At 35.4% G+C, this 19,678-nt stretch carries 20 protein-coding genes; 2 read left to right on the top strand and 18 right to left on the bottom strand.

Translation table 11 applies throughout. From position 1 onward, the window contains the following. Positions 1-20 precede the first annotated feature (20 nt). The 14 genes from cysD to ACB104_RS06185 all read right to left on the bottom strand — a co-directional run bounded on the left by cysD (position 21) and on the right by ACB104_RS06185 (position 13,404). On the bottom strand, positions 21-926 hold the full coding sequence (gene cysD, locus ACB104_RS06250; RefSeq protein WP_370477424.1) for a sulfate adenylyltransferase subunit CysD: 906 nt from the start codon (positions 924-926) through the stop codon (positions 21-23). Then, a complete protein-coding gene (cysC, locus tag ACB104_RS06245; RefSeq protein WP_370477423.1) occupies positions 919-1,521 on the bottom strand; it encodes an adenylyl-sulfate kinase in 603 nt (200 codons plus the stop codon). The genes cysD and cysC overlap by 8 nt, the downstream gene beginning before the upstream one ends. Beyond that, entirely contained in the window at positions 1,461-1,934 is a 474-nt protein-coding gene (locus ACB104_RS06240; RefSeq protein ID WP_370477422.1) for a DUF2061 domain-containing protein, read from the bottom strand. Before ACB104_RS06240 ends, cysC begins: the two co-directional genes overlap by 61 nt. Next, positions 1,935-2,732, bottom strand: a complete 798-nt coding sequence (gene cysQ / locus ACB104_RS06235; RefSeq protein WP_370477421.1) for a 3'(2'),5'-bisphosphate nucleotidase CysQ — start codon at positions 2,730-2,732, stop codon at positions 1,935-1,937. Continuing rightward, positions 2,725-3,774: a GDP-L-fucose synthase family protein gene (locus ACB104_RS06230; RefSeq protein WP_370477420.1), complete on the bottom strand. Its 1,050-nt coding sequence runs from the start codon at positions 3,772-3,774 to the stop codon at positions 2,725-2,727. Before ACB104_RS06230 ends, cysQ begins: the two co-directional genes overlap by 8 nt. A 5-nt stretch (positions 3,775-3,779) precedes the next feature. Further along, complete coding sequence (gene gmd / locus ACB104_RS06225; protein ID WP_370477419.1) at positions 3,780-4,898, bottom strand: GDP-mannose 4,6-dehydratase; 1,119 nt, start codon at positions 4,896-4,898, stop codon at positions 3,780-3,782. A 17-nt stretch (positions 4,899-4,915) separates the two neighbouring features. After that, positions 4,916-5,704 carry a dTDP-4-dehydrorhamnose reductase gene (gene rfbD, locus ACB104_RS06220; RefSeq protein ID WP_370477418.1) on the bottom strand — a complete coding sequence of 263 codons (789 nt, stop codon included), beginning with the start codon at positions 5,702-5,704 and terminating at the stop codon, positions 4,916-4,918. 17 nt (positions 5,705-5,721) lie between these two features. Next, positions 5,722-6,258, bottom strand: a complete 537-nt coding sequence (gene rfbC, locus ACB104_RS06215) for a dTDP-4-dehydrorhamnose 3,5-epimerase (RefSeq protein ID WP_370478061.1) — start codon at positions 6,256-6,258, stop codon at positions 5,722-5,724. A 1-nt stretch (position 6,259) separates the two neighbouring features. After that, the gene (rfbA, locus tag ACB104_RS06210; RefSeq protein WP_370477417.1) at positions 6,260-7,120 is read right to left on the bottom strand and encodes a glucose-1-phosphate thymidylyltransferase RfbA; all 861 of its coding nucleotides are present in this window, start codon (positions 7,118-7,120) and stop codon (positions 6,260-6,262) included. After that, complete coding sequence (gene rfbB / locus ACB104_RS06205) at positions 7,117-8,124, bottom strand: dTDP-glucose 4,6-dehydratase (protein ID WP_370477416.1); 1,008 nt, start codon at positions 8,122-8,124, stop codon at positions 7,117-7,119. The genes rfbA and rfbB overlap by 4 nt, the downstream gene beginning before the upstream one ends. Positions 8,125-8,136: 12 nt before the next feature. Beyond that, the gene (locus ACB104_RS06200) at positions 8,137-9,210 is read right to left on the bottom strand and encodes a hypothetical protein (RefSeq protein ID WP_370477415.1); all 1,074 of its coding nucleotides are present in this window, start codon (positions 9,208-9,210) and stop codon (positions 8,137-8,139) included. A 9-nt stretch (positions 9,211-9,219) separates the two neighbouring features. After that, positions 9,220-10,911 carry a DUF6909 family protein gene (locus ACB104_RS06195; protein ID WP_370477414.1) on the bottom strand — a complete coding sequence of 564 codons (1,692 nt, stop codon included), beginning with the start codon at positions 10,909-10,911 and terminating at the stop codon, positions 9,220-9,222. A 129-nt stretch (positions 10,912-11,040) separates the two neighbouring features. Further along, the gene (locus tag ACB104_RS06190; RefSeq protein ID WP_370477413.1) at positions 11,041-12,534 is read right to left on the bottom strand and encodes a GH3 auxin-responsive promoter family protein; all 1,494 of its coding nucleotides are present in this window, start codon (positions 12,532-12,534) and stop codon (positions 11,041-11,043) included. Then, positions 12,535-13,404: a M23 family metallopeptidase gene (locus tag ACB104_RS06185; protein ID WP_370477412.1), complete on the bottom strand. Its 870-nt coding sequence runs from the start codon at positions 13,402-13,404 to the stop codon at positions 12,535-12,537. A 151-nt stretch (positions 13,405-13,555) separates the two neighbouring features. Here ACB104_RS06185 and tatA point away from each other — a divergent pair, with 151 nt between their 5' ends. Continuing rightward, positions 13,556-13,738 (top strand): twin-arginine translocase TatA/TatE family subunit, encoded by a 183-nt coding sequence (gene tatA, locus ACB104_RS06180; RefSeq protein ID WP_370477411.1) that lies wholly within the window; start codon positions 13,556-13,558, stop codon positions 13,736-13,738. A gap of 66 nt (positions 13,739-13,804) precedes the next feature. Here the strand turns inward: tatA and ACB104_RS06175 are convergent, their stop codons facing one another. The 3 genes from ACB104_RS06175 to ACB104_RS06165 form a co-directional block, all read right to left on the bottom strand. After that, positions 13,805-14,782, bottom strand: coding sequence for a DUF4837 family protein (locus ACB104_RS06175; RefSeq protein WP_370477410.1), 978 nt, complete (start codon positions 14,780-14,782; stop codon positions 13,805-13,807). Between the two features lie 24 nt (positions 14,783-14,806). Then, a complete protein-coding gene (locus tag ACB104_RS06170) occupies positions 14,807-16,393 on the bottom strand; it encodes a LysM peptidoglycan-binding domain-containing protein (RefSeq protein WP_370477409.1) in 1,587 nt (528 codons plus the stop codon). A 76-nt stretch (positions 16,394-16,469) separates the two neighbouring features. Then, positions 16,470-17,657, bottom strand: a complete 1,188-nt coding sequence (locus ACB104_RS06165; RefSeq protein WP_370477408.1) for a phosphoglycerate kinase — start codon at positions 17,655-17,657, stop codon at positions 16,470-16,472. Positions 17,658-17,850: 193 nt separating this feature from the next. Between ACB104_RS06165 and ACB104_RS06160 the strand changes: the two genes are divergently transcribed. Next, a complete protein-coding gene (locus ACB104_RS06160; protein WP_370477407.1) occupies positions 17,851-19,005 on the top strand; it encodes a DNA polymerase III subunit in 1,155 nt (384 codons plus the stop codon). Positions 19,006-19,074: 69 nt separating this feature from the next. On the opposite strand, the gene ACB104_RS06155 is transcribed toward ACB104_RS06160, so the two are convergent. Next, complete coding sequence (locus ACB104_RS06155) at positions 19,075-19,596, bottom strand: OmpH/Skp family outer membrane protein (RefSeq protein WP_370477406.1); 522 nt, start codon at positions 19,594-19,596, stop codon at positions 19,075-19,077. Positions 19,597-19,678: the final 82 nt, after the last annotated feature.

The following is a 19,678-nucleotide window of genomic DNA, read 5'->3' as shown; positions in this document are numbered from 1 at the left end:
TTGATTTTTGAGGTTTTTTGTTAAAAATACCCAAGTCGTTTTCTGTCTTCCATAGAAGTTTCAGAACGTTTGTCATCACTTCTATTACCGCGTTCCGTTTGTCTCATCGCCGATACTTCTTGTGCAATTTTTTCAACCGTATCAGCATCAGATTCTATTCCTCCTGTTATTGTTATATCACCTAAAGTTCTAAACCGTATTTTTTTTGTTACAATTTCCTCGTGGTCCTCAAGCACTAAAAACTCTGAATTTGGAATCCAAGAACTTTGTCGCCAAACCACTTCTCTCTCGTGGGCAAAGTATAACGAAGGTATTATAATATTTTCTCTTTTGATATAATTCCAAACATCCATTTCAGTCCAATTACTGATCGGAAAAGCTCTAAAATGTTCTCCTTCAAAACACTTTCCGTTAAAAATATTCCAAAGCTCTGGCCGTTGGTTTTTTGGGTCCCATTGCCCAAAATCATCTCTGTGGGAAAAAAAACGCTCTTTAGCTCGGGCTTTTTCTTCATCTCTCCTTCCTCCTCCAATGGCACAATCTACCTTATTTGACTCGATAGCATCTAAAAGAGTTGTGATTTGAAGTGCATTGCGCGTTGCATTTTTACCTTTTTCTTCTGATACTCGGCCTTCGTCTATTGATTGTTGAACAGACCCTACAATTAAGTTAACCCCGAGTTCATTGATTAAATCATCTCTAAATTTTATGGCTTCAGGAAAATTGTGTCCAGTATCAACATGCATTAGAGAAAATGGAATTTTAGACGGATAGAAGGCTTTCTTAGCCAAATGAGTGACTACTATAGAATCTTTTCCTCCTGAAAAAAGTATTACTGGGTTTTGGAACTGTGCCCAAACTTCTCTTAAAACGTAAATGGCCTCAGATTCCAATTCATCTAAATAATTTAAATAATATTTACCCATGTTCCTTAAGTTCTAGTTTATCTTTTATAACTTTAAATATCATTTCAATTGATTCTTCCACAGTGTTTAAATGAGATATTTCTACGTCTGGTTTTTTAGGCTTTTCATATGGCGCTGAGATTCCTGTCATATTTTTAATTTCTCCTGCCCTCGCTTTTTTGTACAAACCCTTTACATCGCGTTTTTCACATACTTCTAGACTTGTATTTACAAATACTTCAACAAAGTTATTAGAATTGACAGTTTCTTTGATGAATTTCCTATCTTTTTCATAAGGAGCCACAAAAGCTGCCAAAACAACAATTCCAGCATCGATAAAAAGTTTCGATATTTCGCCTATTCTCCTATTATTTTCTGAACGATCGTCTGGAGAAAAACCTAAATTTTTGTTAATACCACGCCTTACATTATCACCATCCAATACATAGGTATGTATTCTGTTTTTATTCAGCCTTTCTTCAAGGGCATTTGCCAAAGTAGATTTGCCTGAACCTGATAGACCAGTAAAAAAAACCAAAAAAGAGTTATGTCCGTTTAGTTTTTGCCTTTCAAATCTATTGATTTTGTATTCGTGGTCTGTGATGTTTTTTTCCATCTTTTTAATCTTCTTCTTTTTTCTAATCCAAAGTCTATTTTATACCAAACACGCTCGTGAATGTAGTACAAGACCATCTTTGTTATTACTTCGGCAACACCTATACTTAATCCTGTTAAGGGATTTCCAGATATTACCCATGCCAGTAGCATTGTGTCCACAGTTGCAATAATCCTCCATGTTAATGTTTTAAATAAGTGTCGTTTTTTACTTTTTTCTATTTTTGTTCTAAACCAAAATTGCTCATGAAAATAATACAGTGCCAATTTTGTTACAACTTCAAAAGCGCCAATTTTTAATCCTGTTAAAGGGTTTCCAGTAATTGCCCATGACAACAATACTGTGTCTATGGTACCAACTAAACGCCAAGTAAAAGCTTTGGCTATATGTCTTTTGTACAAGTTTTTTGGCATTTATTTGACTACCAGGAAATAGTTGTTTAAAAGGTTTTCTCTGTTATATTCCATAGGCTTTTGTGTTGTTTGATCTAAAACTTTTAACCCAACCGCTTCGCAAATAGCTTGACCCGCAGCTGTGTCCCATTCCATTGTAGGGGCAAATCTTGGATATACATCAGCTTTTCCCTCTGCCACCAAACAGAACTTTAATGAACTTCCTTTTGAAACTATTTCAATACTTTTATATTTTTCTTTTAAGCTTTCCACAAACCTAATAGTATCCTCATTCATGTGCGATCTGCTCCCAACCACTTTTAAATCTGAATTTATATCTGAATTTGGTGTGATTAAATCTTTTTCTCTAAATAATAAATCACTTAAATTATTGCTTACTTCTGGCATAATGGTTTTGAAAGCCTTGGTTTTATTTGTATTGGTGTAATATAGTTCTCTTGTGGCAGGAACATAAATAATGCCTAATTTTGTTTTTCCGCTTTTTACCAAAGCTATATTTACGGTAAATTCCCCATTTTTCTTTATGAACTCTTTAGTTCCGTCAATTGGGTCAACGATCCAACAATAATCCCAGTTTTTTCTGTCGGTATATGGAATTTGCTTATTTTCTTCACTGATTATTGGAATGTCGGTTAATTTGAGGTGATTTATTATTATTTTATTTGATACAAGATCAGCATCTGTTAAAGGAGATTTGTCATCTTTAAAGGCTATATCAAAATTTTTATTGTATATTTTTAGGATTTCCTTTCCTGCTAGCACTGCAGCCGTTGTTGCAGTATTTAGGTATTCAATCATTTTCATTGTACCATTTGTACATTTTAATTATTCCTTCTCGCAAATTTATTTTATGTTTCCAACCCAAATCATGCAATTTTGAAACATCCGTTAGCTTTCTCATGGTACCATCAGGTTTATCTGTGTTAAAAACCAACTTGCCTTTAAATCCTACGATACTCTTTATAGTTTCCGCTAATTCTCTAATGGACACATCCTCTCCTGTGCCAATGTTAATATGTGTATTTCTTATCTCCTTCTCCTCTTCTTTAAAGATGTCCTTAAAATTTCTGTTCTCCATCAGAAAAACGCAAGCATCGGCCATATCTTCACTCCATAAAAACTCTCGTTTTGGTTTTCCAGAACCCCAAATTTCCACGCTGTTTTCAGAAACCCCAAATTTATTCAAATAGCTTTTAGCTTCTTCTAGTGATTTTATCCCTAAATCCTTTAAAACCTCATCGTATCTACCTTCTGATAATTCTTTGGCAAGATGCATTTTTCTGATTAAAGCCGGGAGAACATGAGATTTTTCTAAATCGAAATTGTCATTAGGCCCATACAAGTTGGTAGGCATTACCGAAATAAAATTGGTGCCATACTGCAAATTGTAACTTTCGCACATCTTGATTCCCGCTATTTTTGCGATAGCATAAGGTTCGTTTGTATATTCCAAGGTATCTGTTAACAGATACTCTTCTTTCATTGGTTGGAGACTATTTTTAGGATATATGCATGTACTTCCTAAAAACATCAGCTTATTTACCTTTTGAAGATAGCTTTGATGAATAACGTTATTCTGAATCATCAAATTCTCGTAAATGAAATCGCCTCTATATGTGTTGTTTGCAATGATACCGCCAACTTTTGCGGCGGCCAAAAAAACATATTCTGGTTTTTCTTGTTTGAAAAAAGATGAAACTGCAGATTGATCGGTTAAATCCAGTTCTTGGTGTGTCCTTAGAACTAAGTTCTTAAAGCCTTTCTTTTGAAGATTTTTTAGAATAGCACTTCCAACCAAACCTCGATGCCCTGCTACATAGATTTTAGCGCTTTTTTCCATGAAAATTATTCAAAATAATTCATGATTTTATAACCTCCTTCTTTAAGGTATTGCTCCTTTTTCATTAAGGTTACATCGCTTTGCATCATATCTTTTACCAATGCCTTCAAATCATATTCTGGCACCCAACCTAATTTTTCTTTGGCTTTTGTGGCATCGCCAATAAGTAAATCGACCTCTGTTGGTCTAAAATATTTAGGATCTACGCTTAAAACTTCCTTACCAATTGGTAATTGGTATTCTGGATTATTACATGCTTTTACATAAGCCTTCTCATCAACGCCATTTCCTTTAAACTCCAATTCAATTCCAACTTCGCCAAAACTCATACGTACAAAATCTCGTACCCTTGTGGTTTTTCCTGTTGCAATAACCCAATCTTCAGCTTCATCGGCCTGAAGTATCATCCACATCATTCTAACATAATCTTTAGCATGCCCCCAGTCACGCTGAGCATCTAAATTCCCCAAATAAAATTTATCCTGTAGACCCAATGCTATTCTAGCGGTTGCCCTAGTGATTTTTCGAGTAACAAACGTTTCGCCTCTAATAGGTGATTCATGATTGAACAAAATACCATTACAAGCATAGATGCCATAAGCTTCTCGGTAATTTACCGTTATCCAATAAGCATATATTTTCGCTACTGCATACGGGCTTCTTGGGTAAAATGGTGTTGTTTCTGTTTGTGGCACTGCCTGTACCTTACCATATAATTCTGAGGTTGATGCTTGATAGATCCGTGTTTTCTTTTCCATTACCAACAACCGGATTGCTTCCAAAATTCTCAAGGTGCCAAGAGCATCGGCATTAGCTGTATATTCAGGCATTTCAAAAGACACATGAACATGGCTCATAGCGGCCAAATTATATATCTCATCTGGTTGAACCTCTTGAATAATTCTAGTTAAATTTGTACTATCAGTCAAATCTCCATAGTGAAGGAAAAAATCTCTGTGCTCTATATGTGGGTCTTGATATAGATGGTCTATCCTATCTGTGTTGAACAATGATGAACGCCTTTTAATACCATGAACCTCATATCCTTTCTTTAATAGGAATTCACTCAAATAAGCTCCATCTTGTCCTGTTACCCCAGTAATTAAAGCTACCTTTTTTTTCATTTGAAGTTTGTTTGTTTCTATTCTTTAGTTGTTCTTAAAACCGAATATTTTGGCCGCTTTGCAAAAGTAACATAATTGCTAGTTTTAACAAGGTTAGTGGTTTGAATTAAATTATTTTCTGACATAATTTCCTTAGCAAAATCATACCAAGTCATTACTTTTTCGTCTGAAAAATGCTTTAATCCGTAATTATTATTTTTTCTGACTATTAAACCTATAATGTATTTTGCTAAAGTTTCTGTGTTTGTAGGGCACCCTTTCTGATCGGTTGTAATGGCCAACTCATCTTTTGTTTTTGCAAGATTTACAATTGTTTTATAAAAGTTCTTTCCATATTTTTTACTGTAGAGCCATGAAGTTCTAATGATAAAATACTTCTTGAGTATATCCTGAATAAGGGATTCTCCCAATAATTTTGACTTGCCATATTCATTTATTGGATTAGTCAAATCTTCTGGAGTATATGGGGTGGTTTTTTCTCCATCAAACACATAATCTGTTGAAACATGTATGAGGGTTACATTATTCTTTTTACAAGATTTGGCAATACTTTTAACCGCATGGGCGTTTATTTTAAACGCCATTTCTGGTGTTTTCTCTGCCTGTTCAACATTAGTATAAGCCGCACAATTAATACAATAATCAAACTTGTTTTTTGTAAAAAAAACTTCAACTTTTAATTGATCGGTAATGTCCAAATCCGATTTTGAAGCAAAAGTAAAATCAATGTTGGAATTGTTTTTTGCAAACAACTCTTCAATGGTTTTTCCTAACTGCCCACTGGCTCCAGTAACTAAAACCTTCAAACCCATATTAATTTAAATTATTCTCTTAATGCGGGAAGACCTTTGTCTTTTTCTGAAATAATAAGTCTTTCTTCCGGAATACCCCAATCTATATTTAAAGCAACATCATTGTATATGATTCCAGATTCCGAATATTTGTTGTAGAAATTATCGCATTTGTAAGAAAAAATAGTATTGTCTTCAAGAACCACAAAGCCATGTGCAAAACCCCTTGGAATATATAATTGTTGGTGCTTTTTATCGTCAAGTATTAATGAAAAATACTTTCCATGGGTAGCAGATTCCTCTCTAACATCAACACAAACATCTAAAACACTACCCTTTACAACTCGAACCAATTTTGCTTGAGCGTATTCACCTGTTTGAAAATGTAGACCTCTTAAAACGCCCAAATTTGATTTTGATTGATTGTCTTGGACAAAATTTGGGTCTATCCCTGTTTCCTTTTTAAAAATGTTTTCATTAAAGGTCTCAAAAAAATAACCTCTTTCATCATTAAACACTTTTGGCGTTATTACAAAACAGTCTTTTAGGTATGTTTCTTCAATCGTCATTTTACTGTATAAGTTGCTTAAGGTATTTTCCATAGCCACTTTTTAGCAATGGCTCTGCTAATGCATTAAGTTGCGATTTATTAATATAGCCCATTTTATAGGCTATTTCCTCGATGCTTCCAATTTTAAGCCCTTGGCGCTCTTCAATCACTTCAACAAATTGAGATGCCTGCATCAACGAGGTAAATGTTCCTGTATCTAACCATGCTGTTCCTTTATCTAAAATTTGTACATTAAGCCTTCCTTGTTTTAGATATGTTTTGTTCACATCAGTTATTTCCAACTCCCCTCTTTTACTGGGGCTAATGCTTTTGGCTATTTCAACTACTGAATTATCATAAAAATAAATTCCGGGAACAGCAAAGCTGGATTTTGGCTTTTGAGGTTTTTCTTCTATTGAAATCGCCCTATTATTTTCATCAAACTCAACAACCCCATAACGCTGTGGGTCTTGAACATGGTAAGCAAAAATAACACCACCTGAGGGAGCAGCATTATCTTGTAAGATTTTATCCAGCCCAGAGCCATAAAAAATATTGTCCCCTAAAATAAGTGCAACGCTATCATCCTCAATAAACTTTTCACCAATGATAAAAGCATCTGCCAATCCATTTGGTTGTTTTTGCACGGCATACTCAAAACGGCAACCATAATCGGAACCATCACCCAACAATTGTTTAAAATTTTGCAAATCGTTTGGTGTGGTTATTATTAATACCTCTTGAATACCCGCAGACAATAATGTTGATAGGGGATAGTAGATCATTGGTTTATCGTAAACTGGCATAAGCTGTTTACTTACCACCTTAGTAAGTGGATATAACCTTGTTCCTGAACCTCCCGCCAATATTATACCTTTCATTTATTGTATTTTTTTAAGTACCAAGTAATGGTTTTTTTTATACCTGTTTCAAAATTTTCTTGAGCACGCCACCCTAATTCCCTTTCAATTTTTGAAGCATCTATGGCGTACCTAAAATCATGCCCAGGCCTATCTTTAACAAATGCAATTTGTTGATTGTAACTGCTACTTTTTGGCACTAATTCATCTAATATTTCGCAGATAACATTTGCAATATATAAATTATTCCGTTCGTTATTGCCTCCAATATTGTAGGTTTCTCCAGCCTTACCTTTTGTAAAGACCAAATCTATGCCTTTGCAATGGTCTTCTACATACAGCCAATCCCTAATGTTCTTACCATCACCATAAATTGGTATTTGTTCATTATTTAAAGCCTTTCTTATAATGGTCGGTATTAATTTTTCATCATGTTGTTTTGGACCATAATTGTTTGAACAATTGGTTGTTACAACGTTCATTCCAAACGTGTGGTGATAGCTTCTAACTATAAAGTCTGATGAAGCCTTTGAGGCACTGTACGGACTATTTGGGGCATATGGTGTTTGTTCTGTAAACAAACCTTCATCACCTAATGTTCCATAAACCTCATCTGTAGAAATATGTAAAAATCGTGACTCGGCATAGCCTTCCTTTATTTGGTTTGGGGCATCCATCCAATGGTTCTTGGAAACGTCAAGTAAGTTGAATGTTCCCAAAACATTTGTGTTTATAAAGGCGCTCGGTGCACTTATTGAATTATCAACATGTGATTCAGCAGCAAAATGGATTACACCTTTAAAATCATATTTATTGAACAATTCTTCAATTAAGCTTCTGTTGCAAATATCTCCATGAATGAAAGTATAATTGGGGTTTCTATTTGCATCAACTAAATTTAAGGGGTCTCCTGCATAAGTTAGAGAATCTAAATTGACTATTTCATGCATTGGATTATTTGTTAAAAAATAATCGATAAAATTTGACCCAATAAAACCGGCCCCTCCTGTAATTAGAATTGTCATAAAAATGGCGATTTATTCTTTATTTTGACTTTCTAAGAATTTTCCAAGGCCGTTAACAGAAAATACCAAAAGAGTAATTAAAAACAATACAATTGGAAGTAAAATCTTCTTCTTCTCATACCATTCCCTAATATCATAACCAGATTCTGGGAAATTAGCCAAAACATTAACTATGTTCTTTTTAACAGCATAAAGGCTATCTATTTTTCTCCTTTGGTCTTCATACCTGAGGCGTTGCTGAATAACCCGAGACTCATCAACAATTAGGCTTCCTCCTAATGACTCGGCATCACCCATGTATAAATTTGTCCCTGAGCCCGGTATTTGCTCTTTTTCAGATTCATTTATTCTAATTTTCAAATAAGCCTCTACCAAGGAGTCTGTTTTTTGTACTTGCTGAACCAAGGTTTTATCTTTTTTTTCCAAGATTTTAAGATTAGCATCTAATAACTCATTCAAATACTTATTGCCTGAAATTTGACGAATAAAAGATTCCTCAATTTTTTTGTATATGTTTTTGTCCGTAGAGGCAACTCCCACTCTATGGATACCGAAATTGTAAGGCGTTAAGGATTCCCTGTATCTATCATAAGTCATCTCTAATCTTGATACAGAGTCCAACCGTTGGTAGAAATCAGAATACATTTCTGCAATATTATTCTCATCCAAATCAGGCTCTATATAGAAGCCTTTTAAATTAGAGGCTAATTCTGCAGAAATATTGAGTTTTAGAGCTAATTCTGATGTGTCCTTATCAACATATGCCAATTGATGGAATTGTTTGATATTTTCATAGACTTGACGCGCAGAGTCATAATTAGTCTGGATAAATATGTTGGCGCCATACATCTTCTTGGAATAGGAGTCTATAATAAAACCCAATATCAAACCAATAATAATTGCCCCTGCATACCAAACCAATCGCTTATAAATATGCACTAACAATAATATAACAACTTTATATATGCCTTTAAAAATATTTGAGGTGAAATTAATAAGTCGGTCAAATGCTTTGCCTACTTGTTTGAATAGCTGCCCTAAATCGACTTCTTCTGATTGCTGTGGTTGCGGCGAATCTTTACTCATGGTGATTGATTAATTTAATATTTGTTCTAATATTGTTCTTGTTATTAAATATGTTGGTTTTACTCCTGAAGTTCCTAAACCTCCTGAAGCAAGTGTTGCCCCAGTTTCTAGAGGATTATCACTAGCGTAGTAGCCATATCTCACTTTTACATCGGCTCTTATGTTTCCACGAACTTTTGAAGCGGCCTGAATAGCCTTTTGATAATGCGCGCCTTCCATTTCCAACCCTATAACTTGCCAAGTGGAATTATGAAAAAACTTCAAAATATCTTTGTTTTGCAGGGATGTCCCTAAAACGGTAATCATTGCGCCTTCATAAACGTCAACACCTTGATTTTCTAAGAGGGCTTTCTTCAGCTCATTCTCAAAAGGGTAATTATCTGCCGTACCCTCAAAAATATGGGCAGAAGGAATCATAATGTCTCCTTTCCCCCCCTCTAAAATACCTGCTTTGCCCATTATGGAAATGGACTCCACATTCAAATGAACATTCTTGCCTTTTATTTTATAAGGCTTTAAAAGTTCATCAATCGTTTCATAGGCTTGCTCGCCAAAAGCATAGTCCATAACCAAAATAACAGGGTTCTTTTGTTCCTCAACAGCTGGTTTAAAGTTAACATCCATTTTTGAAGCATCAAATTCTGATGTATCAAAAACCTGTACATCAATACTAGCTCCTGAAGTGTCTTTTAGATAAGCCATGCCTTTGAGCAACGCTTCTTTGGTCACTTTATTGCGTAGAAGTTCATTTTCCTTTTTGCTTAAGGCCTCATACATTTCAAAAACGCTTTTTTGAGATCCTTTTTTTGACTTCAAAACATTGTGGGCAAAAAGCGTATTCATAACACTATGCATGTTAGCGCTTATGATATGGATTGGTCTTTCTAACAAATTGCTCTTATAGAGATACTCTTTAATGTTATCCGCCCAAATCTCGCCATGAATATGGTGCCCAATGCGCTCTCTCAGTACAGGGCTAAATGTAATGGTTCTTTTGTTAAAATTAACTTGTTCTTCAATCGCCAGCTTACCCAACCAATATATAATGTGCAAAAATCGCTCTGGTTGGCCATGCGTGGCAAATTGACCGTAAATATTTGTTATTTCCTTGAATGTCCTACCCAATATGGTAGCTGCATGTGTTATGGCTATTTCTCGCTCTTCTTGTGATAAGTCATTGTTGTCAACTACTACTTTTTCAAGTTTTACCCAATCTCTAGTGGTAGTTCCTTCGTCATCAATAAGCACTCTAGAACTTATTTTATGAGATTCAACAAAAAGAAACGTAAGATGGGTTAAAATATCATAAATGTCTGATCGCCCACGTGTAATCTCAATATTCATTTGCTCGGCATCGATTCTGTAACAATGCCTGCGACGCTTTTCTGGAATTATGGGCTTAAAATGCGAGCTTCCGTAACCTTCATCACTTGTTAAATTGATAAATGTACATTGCTCAATCCCTATAGGCAGCCTATCAATAACATAAAGTAACCCTTCCAGTTCGGCTTTTTCCTCGGCAATAGAACCATAAATTTCAGGACGTAGGGTAAGCAAGGCTTCACGAAGGGTTTCTCCTGAAATACCCATCGGTTTATAAAATCCTCTGTTGAACAAATGACGCATGGTAATGTACATCCGCTCAATGGCATTTGAGCTCTCCTGAGCGCGCGTTCTTGCGTGATGTTTTTTATTACTCATGTATCCTAAATTCGCGCCAAAGATACTATTATTTGTGCGATTTTATCTGTCTAAAATATTTGTTTTTCAAAGGTCAGATATGATTCGCCAATAATCATTTTAGTTAATCTCAACTCAATTGGCCACTGCTCATTTCACACTCGAAAATGAATCAACAATTTTTCTGTCGTTTGCCAACCTAGGGATTTTGTTTTGACCACCTAGTTTCCCAACCGATTTCATGTATTCCTGAAAGCCTCCTTTTTTAACTTTTGTAATCTTAAGCTGTTGAAGAACCTTTCCCTCTATTAAATCGAAATAATACGTGTTTTGTTTTTGAAGGGATTCATCTAGTTTCCTCGCCAAATCTAGAAGGTTTTTGGGTTCATTTTCAAATTCAATAAACCATTCATGGTATGGCAAACCCTCTGTTGGATTAATTTGCGGTGCTACGGTAAACTCTGAAACCCTAACATCCGTATTTGCAATGGATTCTTGCATTGCTTGTTCCACCTCTTTACCGATAACATGTTCGCCAAATGCAGAAATAAAGTGCTTAATCCTACCAGATACGATTACGCGATACGGATTTGTGGATGTAAACTGCACTGTATCACCAATATTATAGGCCCACAATCCAGCATTTGTAGAAATAATCATTACATAGTTTACGCCAAGCTCAACATCTTTAATGGTGATTCGTTGCGGGTTATCATTAAAAAAGTCTTCAGCTTTAACAAACTCATAAAAAATACCCGAGTTAAGCTGTAGCAACATTCCCCTTTTACCCTGCTTGTCTTGAAACGCGAAAAAGCCTTCACTTGCAGGATAGAGTTCTATACTGTCTACTTTTCGGCCAATTAAATTTTCAAATTTTGCCCGATAGGGTTCGTAATTTACGCCTCCAAAAATGAATAGATTAAAATTCTTAAAAATGTCGCCAACCTTTTTGCCTGTCTTTTGCTGAAGTTTTTCAAAATACATTTGCACCCAAGATGGGATACCTGCAATAACGGTCATATTTTCGTTAATCGTTTCATCTACTATGGCATTGACCTTTGTTTCCCAATCTTCAATACAATTGGTTTTCCATGATGGCATTCTGTTTTTTTGAAGATATTTAGGTACGTAATGCGCCGAAATTCCCGATAATCGGCCAATATTAATGCCGTTTTTCAGCTTTAAAACCGGGCTTCCCTGTAAAAAAATCATCTTACCATCAACAAATTTAACCTTGCCTGTTTCATGAATGTACAATAAAATGGCATTTCGCGAAGCGGCCACCTGAGCCTCGATAGAAGGTTTTGTAATAGGAATGTACTTCACGCCCGATGTTGTTCCTGAAGTTTTTGCAAAATAAAGGGGTTTGCCCTTCCACAGGATATTTTGTTCGCCTTCTATAACACGTTCAACATACGGTTTTAGAGCTTCATAGTCCCTTATTGGTACACGTTTTACAAAATCTGCGTAGTTATTTATACTTATAAAATCATGGTCTCTTCCAAAAGCTGTTCCTGCTGCTTCAGAGATTAAATTTTGAAAAACTTTTTCTTGGGTTTCAATTGGCCTTTTTGCCCATTTTTGAATGCTCCTGTAAACCTGTTTTGCAAAGGGTTTTGCTATGGCGGATTTTAATGATATCATTTAGTTAAAATCAATAAAGTTAGTTGGGTTAATTGGGTAACCGTCGTTCCAAAGTTCAAAATGTAAATGTGGACCCGTTGACAATTCACCGGAATTTCCAGCTGTGGCAATAACCTCACCAGACTTAACCAAATCGCCTTGTTCTTTATTTACCGCAGTGTTGTGCTTATATACCGAAATTAAACCGTCGCTGTGTTCTATAATTACAACATAACCCGTGCTGGCCGTCCATTCTGAAAAAATAACAATGCCATCTGCGGTTGCCTTAACTGGGGTGTCTTTTGCAACTACAATATCAACAGCATAGTGTTTTTCCTTGGCATTATAGGTTTCACTGATGGTTCCACTAACAGGAGGAAATAAAACAAAGTTTGTGGCCGATGTAGCCGATTCGAAAAGATTGTACTTATCTTCCTTATCCACTTTTTGCCTTAACAGCGAATCTTCTGCAATTGGTTTAAAATCTACTTCGCTGGCTTCTAGCTTAACCGCCTGAACAATGGAATCTTTATTAAAATCAGCCGTACTTAAATCGCCAGACAAAACCTTTTTAATGGATTCGTAATAGCGATCGTTCATAACCAATGCCTGCTGTAAAGAATCTGTTTTATAGCTCAATTCCGTGGCCTTTTTTTTCAATGCGGTAGAAGAATACCCCGGAATATACTCGCGAAGCGGCGTATAAGCAATGAGCAAATAGGTAAGGGAAATCAAAAAAATAGCCAATAAAGACCCCATTACAAAAACATTTAACCTGGTTAACTTGAAGGATAAGCGCTCTTCAAAAGTGTTTTCATTGAGAATGACCATTCGATACTTATCGAGAAGTTTCCTTTTTATTTTTTTTGGTTTTTGCCTTTTCTTGCTCATGTTAAACAAAAATAATAGAATTTATTCAATACATTATCCCAAAAATTAAAGTAACGGGATTTGTTTTTCTGTTTTTAGATTTTGCTAAAGTTATGCTGAAAACGATTTTATTTAACTTTAATTACTAACTTTGCTCTCTAAATTTAAGATTATGAGCTTATATATGTTACCATTAGCAATAGGGCCTTGGCAAATAGCATTAATTGTTGTGGTTGTTTTGTTATTATTTGGAGGTAAAAAAATACCAGAATTAATGCGCGGATTAGGTAGTGGCATTAAGGAATTTAAGGATGCCAGTAAGGAAGAAGATTCTAAAAGTGATAAAAAAGAATAAAACTACTTTGTAGCTTAATGATTAAAAAAGGCCAACACAATGTGTTGGCCTTTTTTATGGCTTTTATTAATTTATTTTCACAGTTTTTATAATGGCTTCAAGCTCCAACATGTAATTTCGTTTGTCAACAGATGGGGCAAAAGCAAAACCTTCCAAAACGACCCATCGTTTATTAATTTTGTCTTCAACGGCATAACTGATAAAGGGGCCTCCCATAAATGCATTTTTAACATCCCAAATACCTTTGGTTTCCAAAGCTGGTTTATTGTCCAAAATAGTCTCCCCGTGAAAAGGTGTGTAGGCGTCTTCAGTAGCTAAATATGACCCATCTACCGGGCCTTCAATATATTTTTTACCTACCGAGTCTCTTATGTGAATAATTTGATTCACAACACTGTCATTTCTCTTAATGGCAGAATAGGGTAACTCATAAATCATAAGGTTGGTAGTGCCCGTGGTTATGTCCTTTCTAATCCAGAAAAAATCATCGGTAGACTTTGCAATTCTGTAAATTGATGGAAAATCAATCGTTAAGTTCAATTTTTCCTTTATCGATTTAAAGGTATGCGGTGATTTTGCCATTTGGCGCTGTCTTTCGGCTATCTCCATGCTTCGGAATGTATCAATAATTTTATATTCATTTTCCTGAAGAATAGCAATAATCTCTTTTTTGGACTTTCCAGAAACTACAATTACTTTTTGTGGTTTGGCATATACATTATCTAAATATTCAATACCTGCGTCTTTATTCATTTTAATCATTAAAACCGTTCTGTTTTTAGTAACAAAACCCGAAAAAACGGCAGGTGGTATTTGGCTAATGGTAAACATAGGTTCGTCTTGGGGAAGCCCATAAATGGGTTTTGCCAAAACTGTTCTTATGGCTTCGCCAACACGCCCATCCCAAATTTCATTTTCGGTTACAACAGACACATTATTTATGGCACCTGATGAATCTTGAATGTAACGTTCTGTAGATTTTTTTTTGTCACCGCAAGATGTCAAAAGCGTGAAAGACAGTAATGAAAAAAGAAAATATCGCATAATGTGTTTTAGGTTTTAAGGAAATTAACCCTTCGCTATTTTGAGTTTCATTCCCGGTTTTAAATTATTACCGCTAATACCGTTCCAATCTTTAATATTTTGAACAGAAACTCCAGGAAATTTTTGAGCAATGCTCCATAAAGAATCGCCTGACTGAACTGTATAGGTAATTACCTCACCAGACAAGGGCTTTGTTTTTGTGGTGGCTGAGGAAGAAACGGGAGCACTAACATGTGGTCTTCTGGGAAAAATAGTAAGACGTTGCCCAATGCTAATGTCATTGCTTCGCAAACCGTTCCATCGTTTAATGTCACTAACCCGAACACCGTACATTCTAGAAATTTTTCCTAAATAATCTCCAGATTTAACACGGTAAGTTAATCTTTGATCCGCTTTTATAAGCTGAGGAAGCGGTTTTTCGCGTTCATCAAATTCCGCCTTTGCGAATGCATAGATTTTTTCTTCGTTGTTTACAAACTGGCCGATAATACTTATCGGTAATCTCAAGGCGTAATTTTCATCTTTTATAAAAGGAATAATATCCAACTTATATGAAGGATTCAAGAACTGAAGTTCTTCAATAGGTGTGCCAGTTGCTTCCGAAACTTGATCTAACGTAATCATTTGTTTTACCCTAACAGTATCCGTTTCAAAATATGCCGTTTCTGGTTTGTACTTTTTAAAACCATGCTCTTCGGCATATTCAAAAATGTACATATTGGCCAAGAATGCAGGTAAATAACCAGCAGTTTCCCGAGGCAAATTATGTCTGATATTCCAATAGTTTTTGTAACCTCCAGAACGTCTAATGGCCTTAGTTACATTTCCGGGGCCTGAGTTATAAGCGGCCAAAGCCAAGTCCCAATCGCCAAATATCTCGTAAAGTTTAGCCAAATATTTGGCAGCGGCTTCAGTAGATTTAATTGGGTCACTGCGCTCGTCAACATAACTGCTCACATCCAGCCCGTACATTTTGCCCGTACTGAACATAAATTGCCAAAGTCCCGTTGCGCCAACCCTTGATTTTGCCCGAGGTTTTAAAGCAGATTCAACAATAGCTAAATACTTTATTTCCAGCGGAATATCATATAAATCCAATTCCCGTTCAAACATTGGGAAATAAAAGGCACTTAATGTTATTAGTTTTTGGAGTTGCTCGCGCCTATTTTTTAAATAAGACTTGATAACGTTCTCCAAAGAAGGATTATATTCTACATTAAAAGGTGTTCTGGCATCCAGTTCCTTTAAGCGTTGTTTTAGCACTTCCGTTGGAAGTTCGGGATAATCAACCTCATCAAAAGACAATTCGGTAACAGATTTATAAATGGTATCAAACAGTGCATTACTATATAATTCTTCGTACCATTTTTCATCAAGTCCCGCTGCAAATTCATGGTCATGAAGGTTTTTAATGTCTAAACTATCAGACTCGGCTTCAATAACTTTAACAGTTTTAGTCTTTCCGTCAATTAAGGAATCTTTAGAAGATTTGTTTTGGGCAACAGTCTTTTTCTTGACTTGATTTGTCTTTAAATAAATTGAGTCTTGGGCTTGTAAAACACAAGTTCCAATATTGAAAATAAGAAGAGTTATTAAAAAACGAAAAGCCATAAAATCAATTCAGTTTACAGAACGATATTATGGCTAAAATCGTATTTTTCAAGGTAAATTAAAAACTTAATTCACTTTATTCCAAAATAGCGGCAATTCCAGGCAGTGTTTTACCTTCTAGACTCTCTAACATAGCGCCACCACCTGTACTTACATAGCTTACTTTATTCTCAAAACCAAACTGTTTTACGGCAGCTACAGAATCGCCACCACCAACTAGCGAAAAGGCTCCGTTTTTGGTAGCTTCTGCAATGGCATTACCAAGAGCAATAGTTGCTTTAGCAAAATTGTCCATTTCAAAAACACCTAAAGGTCCGTTCCAAAGAATGGTTTTAGATTTCAATACAGCATCATTAAATATTTCAACAGATTTAGGTCCAGCATCCACACCTTCCCATCCATCAGGAATAGCATCGATATCAACAATCTGTGTGTTGGCGTCGTTACTAAAAGCATCAGCTGCAACTGTGTCAACGGGAATATAAACCTTCACATTTTTTTCTTTGGCTTGCTTTAAAATATCTAAGGCCAATTGTTGTTTATCATCTTCACAAATTGAATTTCCTATTTTTCCACCTTGAGCCTTAACAAAAGTAAACGCCATACCACCACCAATAATCATTTGGTCAACTTTATCTAAAATGTTTTCAATAATGGTAATTTTTGAAGACACTTTTGCACCACCAAGTATGGCCAGTACAGGTTTTTCACCTGTTTCCATTACTTTTTTGATGCTTTCTATTTCTTCTGCCAACAGGCTTCCGAAGCATTTTTTGCCTTCAAAAAACTGGGCAACAATAGTTGTTGATGCATGTGCTCTGTGCGCTGTACCAAAGGCATCATTAACATAAATATCGCCTAATTTTGAAAGTTGTTTGGCAAAATCAACATCACCAGCTTCTTCTTCTTTATGAAAACGTAAATTTTCCAATAGCAAGATTTGTCCGGGCTCTAAATTTGCCACGGCAGCTTCCGCTTTCTCTCCAACACAAGCATCAACAAATTTTACTTCAACACCTAAAATATCTTCAACTTTTTGTACGATGTGACGTAATGAAAACCCATCTTGAACGCCTTTTGGACGGCCTAAATGAGACATTAAAACACAGCTTCCACCATCTTCCAATATTTTTATAATTGTTGGCTTTGCAGATACAATTCTTGTAGCATCAGTTACTTCAAATTTATCATTTAGGGGGACATTAAAATCTACTCGAATCAATGCCTTTTTATTTTCGAAATTAAAGTCGTTTAGCGTCTTCATATAATTAAATTTTACCTTATTAAGTGATTGAAGCACAAATGTAAGTAATTAAATAGCTTTATAAAACGTGTTTTTTAACGAAAACGTTTGAACCAGCAGAACTTTTTAAAAAATTAAATTTTTTCAACCAAAACTCGTCTGGTTTTAAAAAGTAGAGCCATTTTAAATAGAAAAATTCATTTACTTTTGTTTCATGCTTTTTAATGATGTTTTAGGCCAAACGCATATAAAAAACCATTTAACCCAAAGTGTTGACAATGGCCGTATACCCCATGCGCAATTATTTGTGGGTAAAGAGGGCTCTGGCACATTGCCCATGGCTTTGGCTTATGCGCAATACATTTTATGCTCCAATTCTGGTGGCGAAAACAACACGGGAAATGAAGCTTGTAATTTAAAATTCAAAAACTTTTCGCACCCCGACCTTCATTTTGCTTTTCCGGTTACAACAAGCGATAAGGTGAAAAGCAAACCTGTTTCAAGCTTTTATTTGGAAGAATGGCGCCAACTTTTAGAACAACAACCCTACGGTAATTTGTTTGATTGGTACAAACTGCTTGGCGTGGATAACAAACAAGGACTTATAAGTGTAGAAGAAGCTAGTGAAATTGTGAAATCGCTTTCGCTGAAATCTTATGAAGGTGGTTATAAAGTGATGTTGATTTGGATGGCCGAAAAAATGAACACATCTTGTGCCAACAAGCTTCTAAAACTCATTGAGGAACCGCCCAATAAGACTATCTTTCTTTTAATTTCTGAAGATGAAGAGCAAATTATAAACACCATACGGTCGCGCTGCCAAATACTACATTTTCCTCCGTTGGCCGAAGACGACATCAAAGAGGCCCTGATGAAAGCTTACCATTTGGAAGCATCGGTGGCTACCAAAATCGCACACCAATCCAACGGAAATTATAATAAGGCCTGTGATTTAGTTTACCATGATTCTGAAGACACCCAGTTTGAAACTTGGTTTATTTTCTGGATAAGAAGTGCCTTTAAAGCTAAAGGAAATAAGGCGGCCATTCATGATTTAATTTCTTGGAGCGAAGATATTGCCAAAACGGGCCGTGAAACCCAAAAACAATTTCTCAACTTTTGCTTAGATTTCTTTAGGCAGGCATTATTGTTAAATTACAATGCCCCAGATTTAGTTTTTTTTGAGCCCAAAACTGAAAAATTTAAATTGGAGAATTTTGCGCCATTTGTTCATGGCAACAACATTATGGAAATTAGCGACGAACTACAAGATGCTATTTACCATATTGAACGCAACGGAAATTCTAAAATAATCCTGACGGACTTGTCCATAAAATTAACACGCTTGCTTCATAAAAAAACAGATTAGTTATTAATAAATAAACCCTGTAAAAATGATTTTTACAGGGTTTATTTATTTGATTTACAATTATTTATATTATTCAGACTTTTTATATTCAGCGTTCAAAGCATCCAAAACAGTTTGTGTCAAATCGTTTTCATCCGTTCCATACATTACCGTTGAAGCGGCATCTGTTGTACCCAAAATGTAATTGTACCCGTTTGTCTTACCGTACCCTTTAACAAATTTTTTAACTGTGCTAATAACAGAATCTATCTCAGTTTGAAATTCTTCGGTCAATTGTTGCTGCTCCGCTTGCATTTGTTGTTGTAACATTTGCTGCTTTTGTTGCAACCCAGCCATTAATTCTTGTTGCTTTTTTTGTGAAGCTCTTTGAGCCTCCATTTGAGCCACTTGAACTTCAGCCTGAAATGCCTTACCTAAACTATCTGCCTTTTTTCTAAAATTCTCCTCTTTAACTTGATATTTAGCTTCTATATCCTTTTTCTCTTGATACTCATTAATGATAGTTCCATTATTTATGAAACCTATTTTGTTCGGATTTTGGCAAGATGCCAAAACCATCATCATCAATGAGAGGTAAATTATTTTTTTCATTTTTATATCTAATTGTTTGTTTTAGTTTGTTGATTTTTAAAAACGCACAAATGTAGCAAAGTAAACTTTAAATCAACTTCAA

This window comes from Tamlana flava (assembly GCF_041287255.1).
GTDB lineage: Bacteria > Bacteroidota > Bacteroidia > Flavobacteriales > Flavobacteriaceae > Tamlana > Tamlana flava.
The sequence above is the reverse complement of the archived record's forward strand: the minus strand, read 5'-3'. Positions and strand labels throughout refer to the sequence as shown.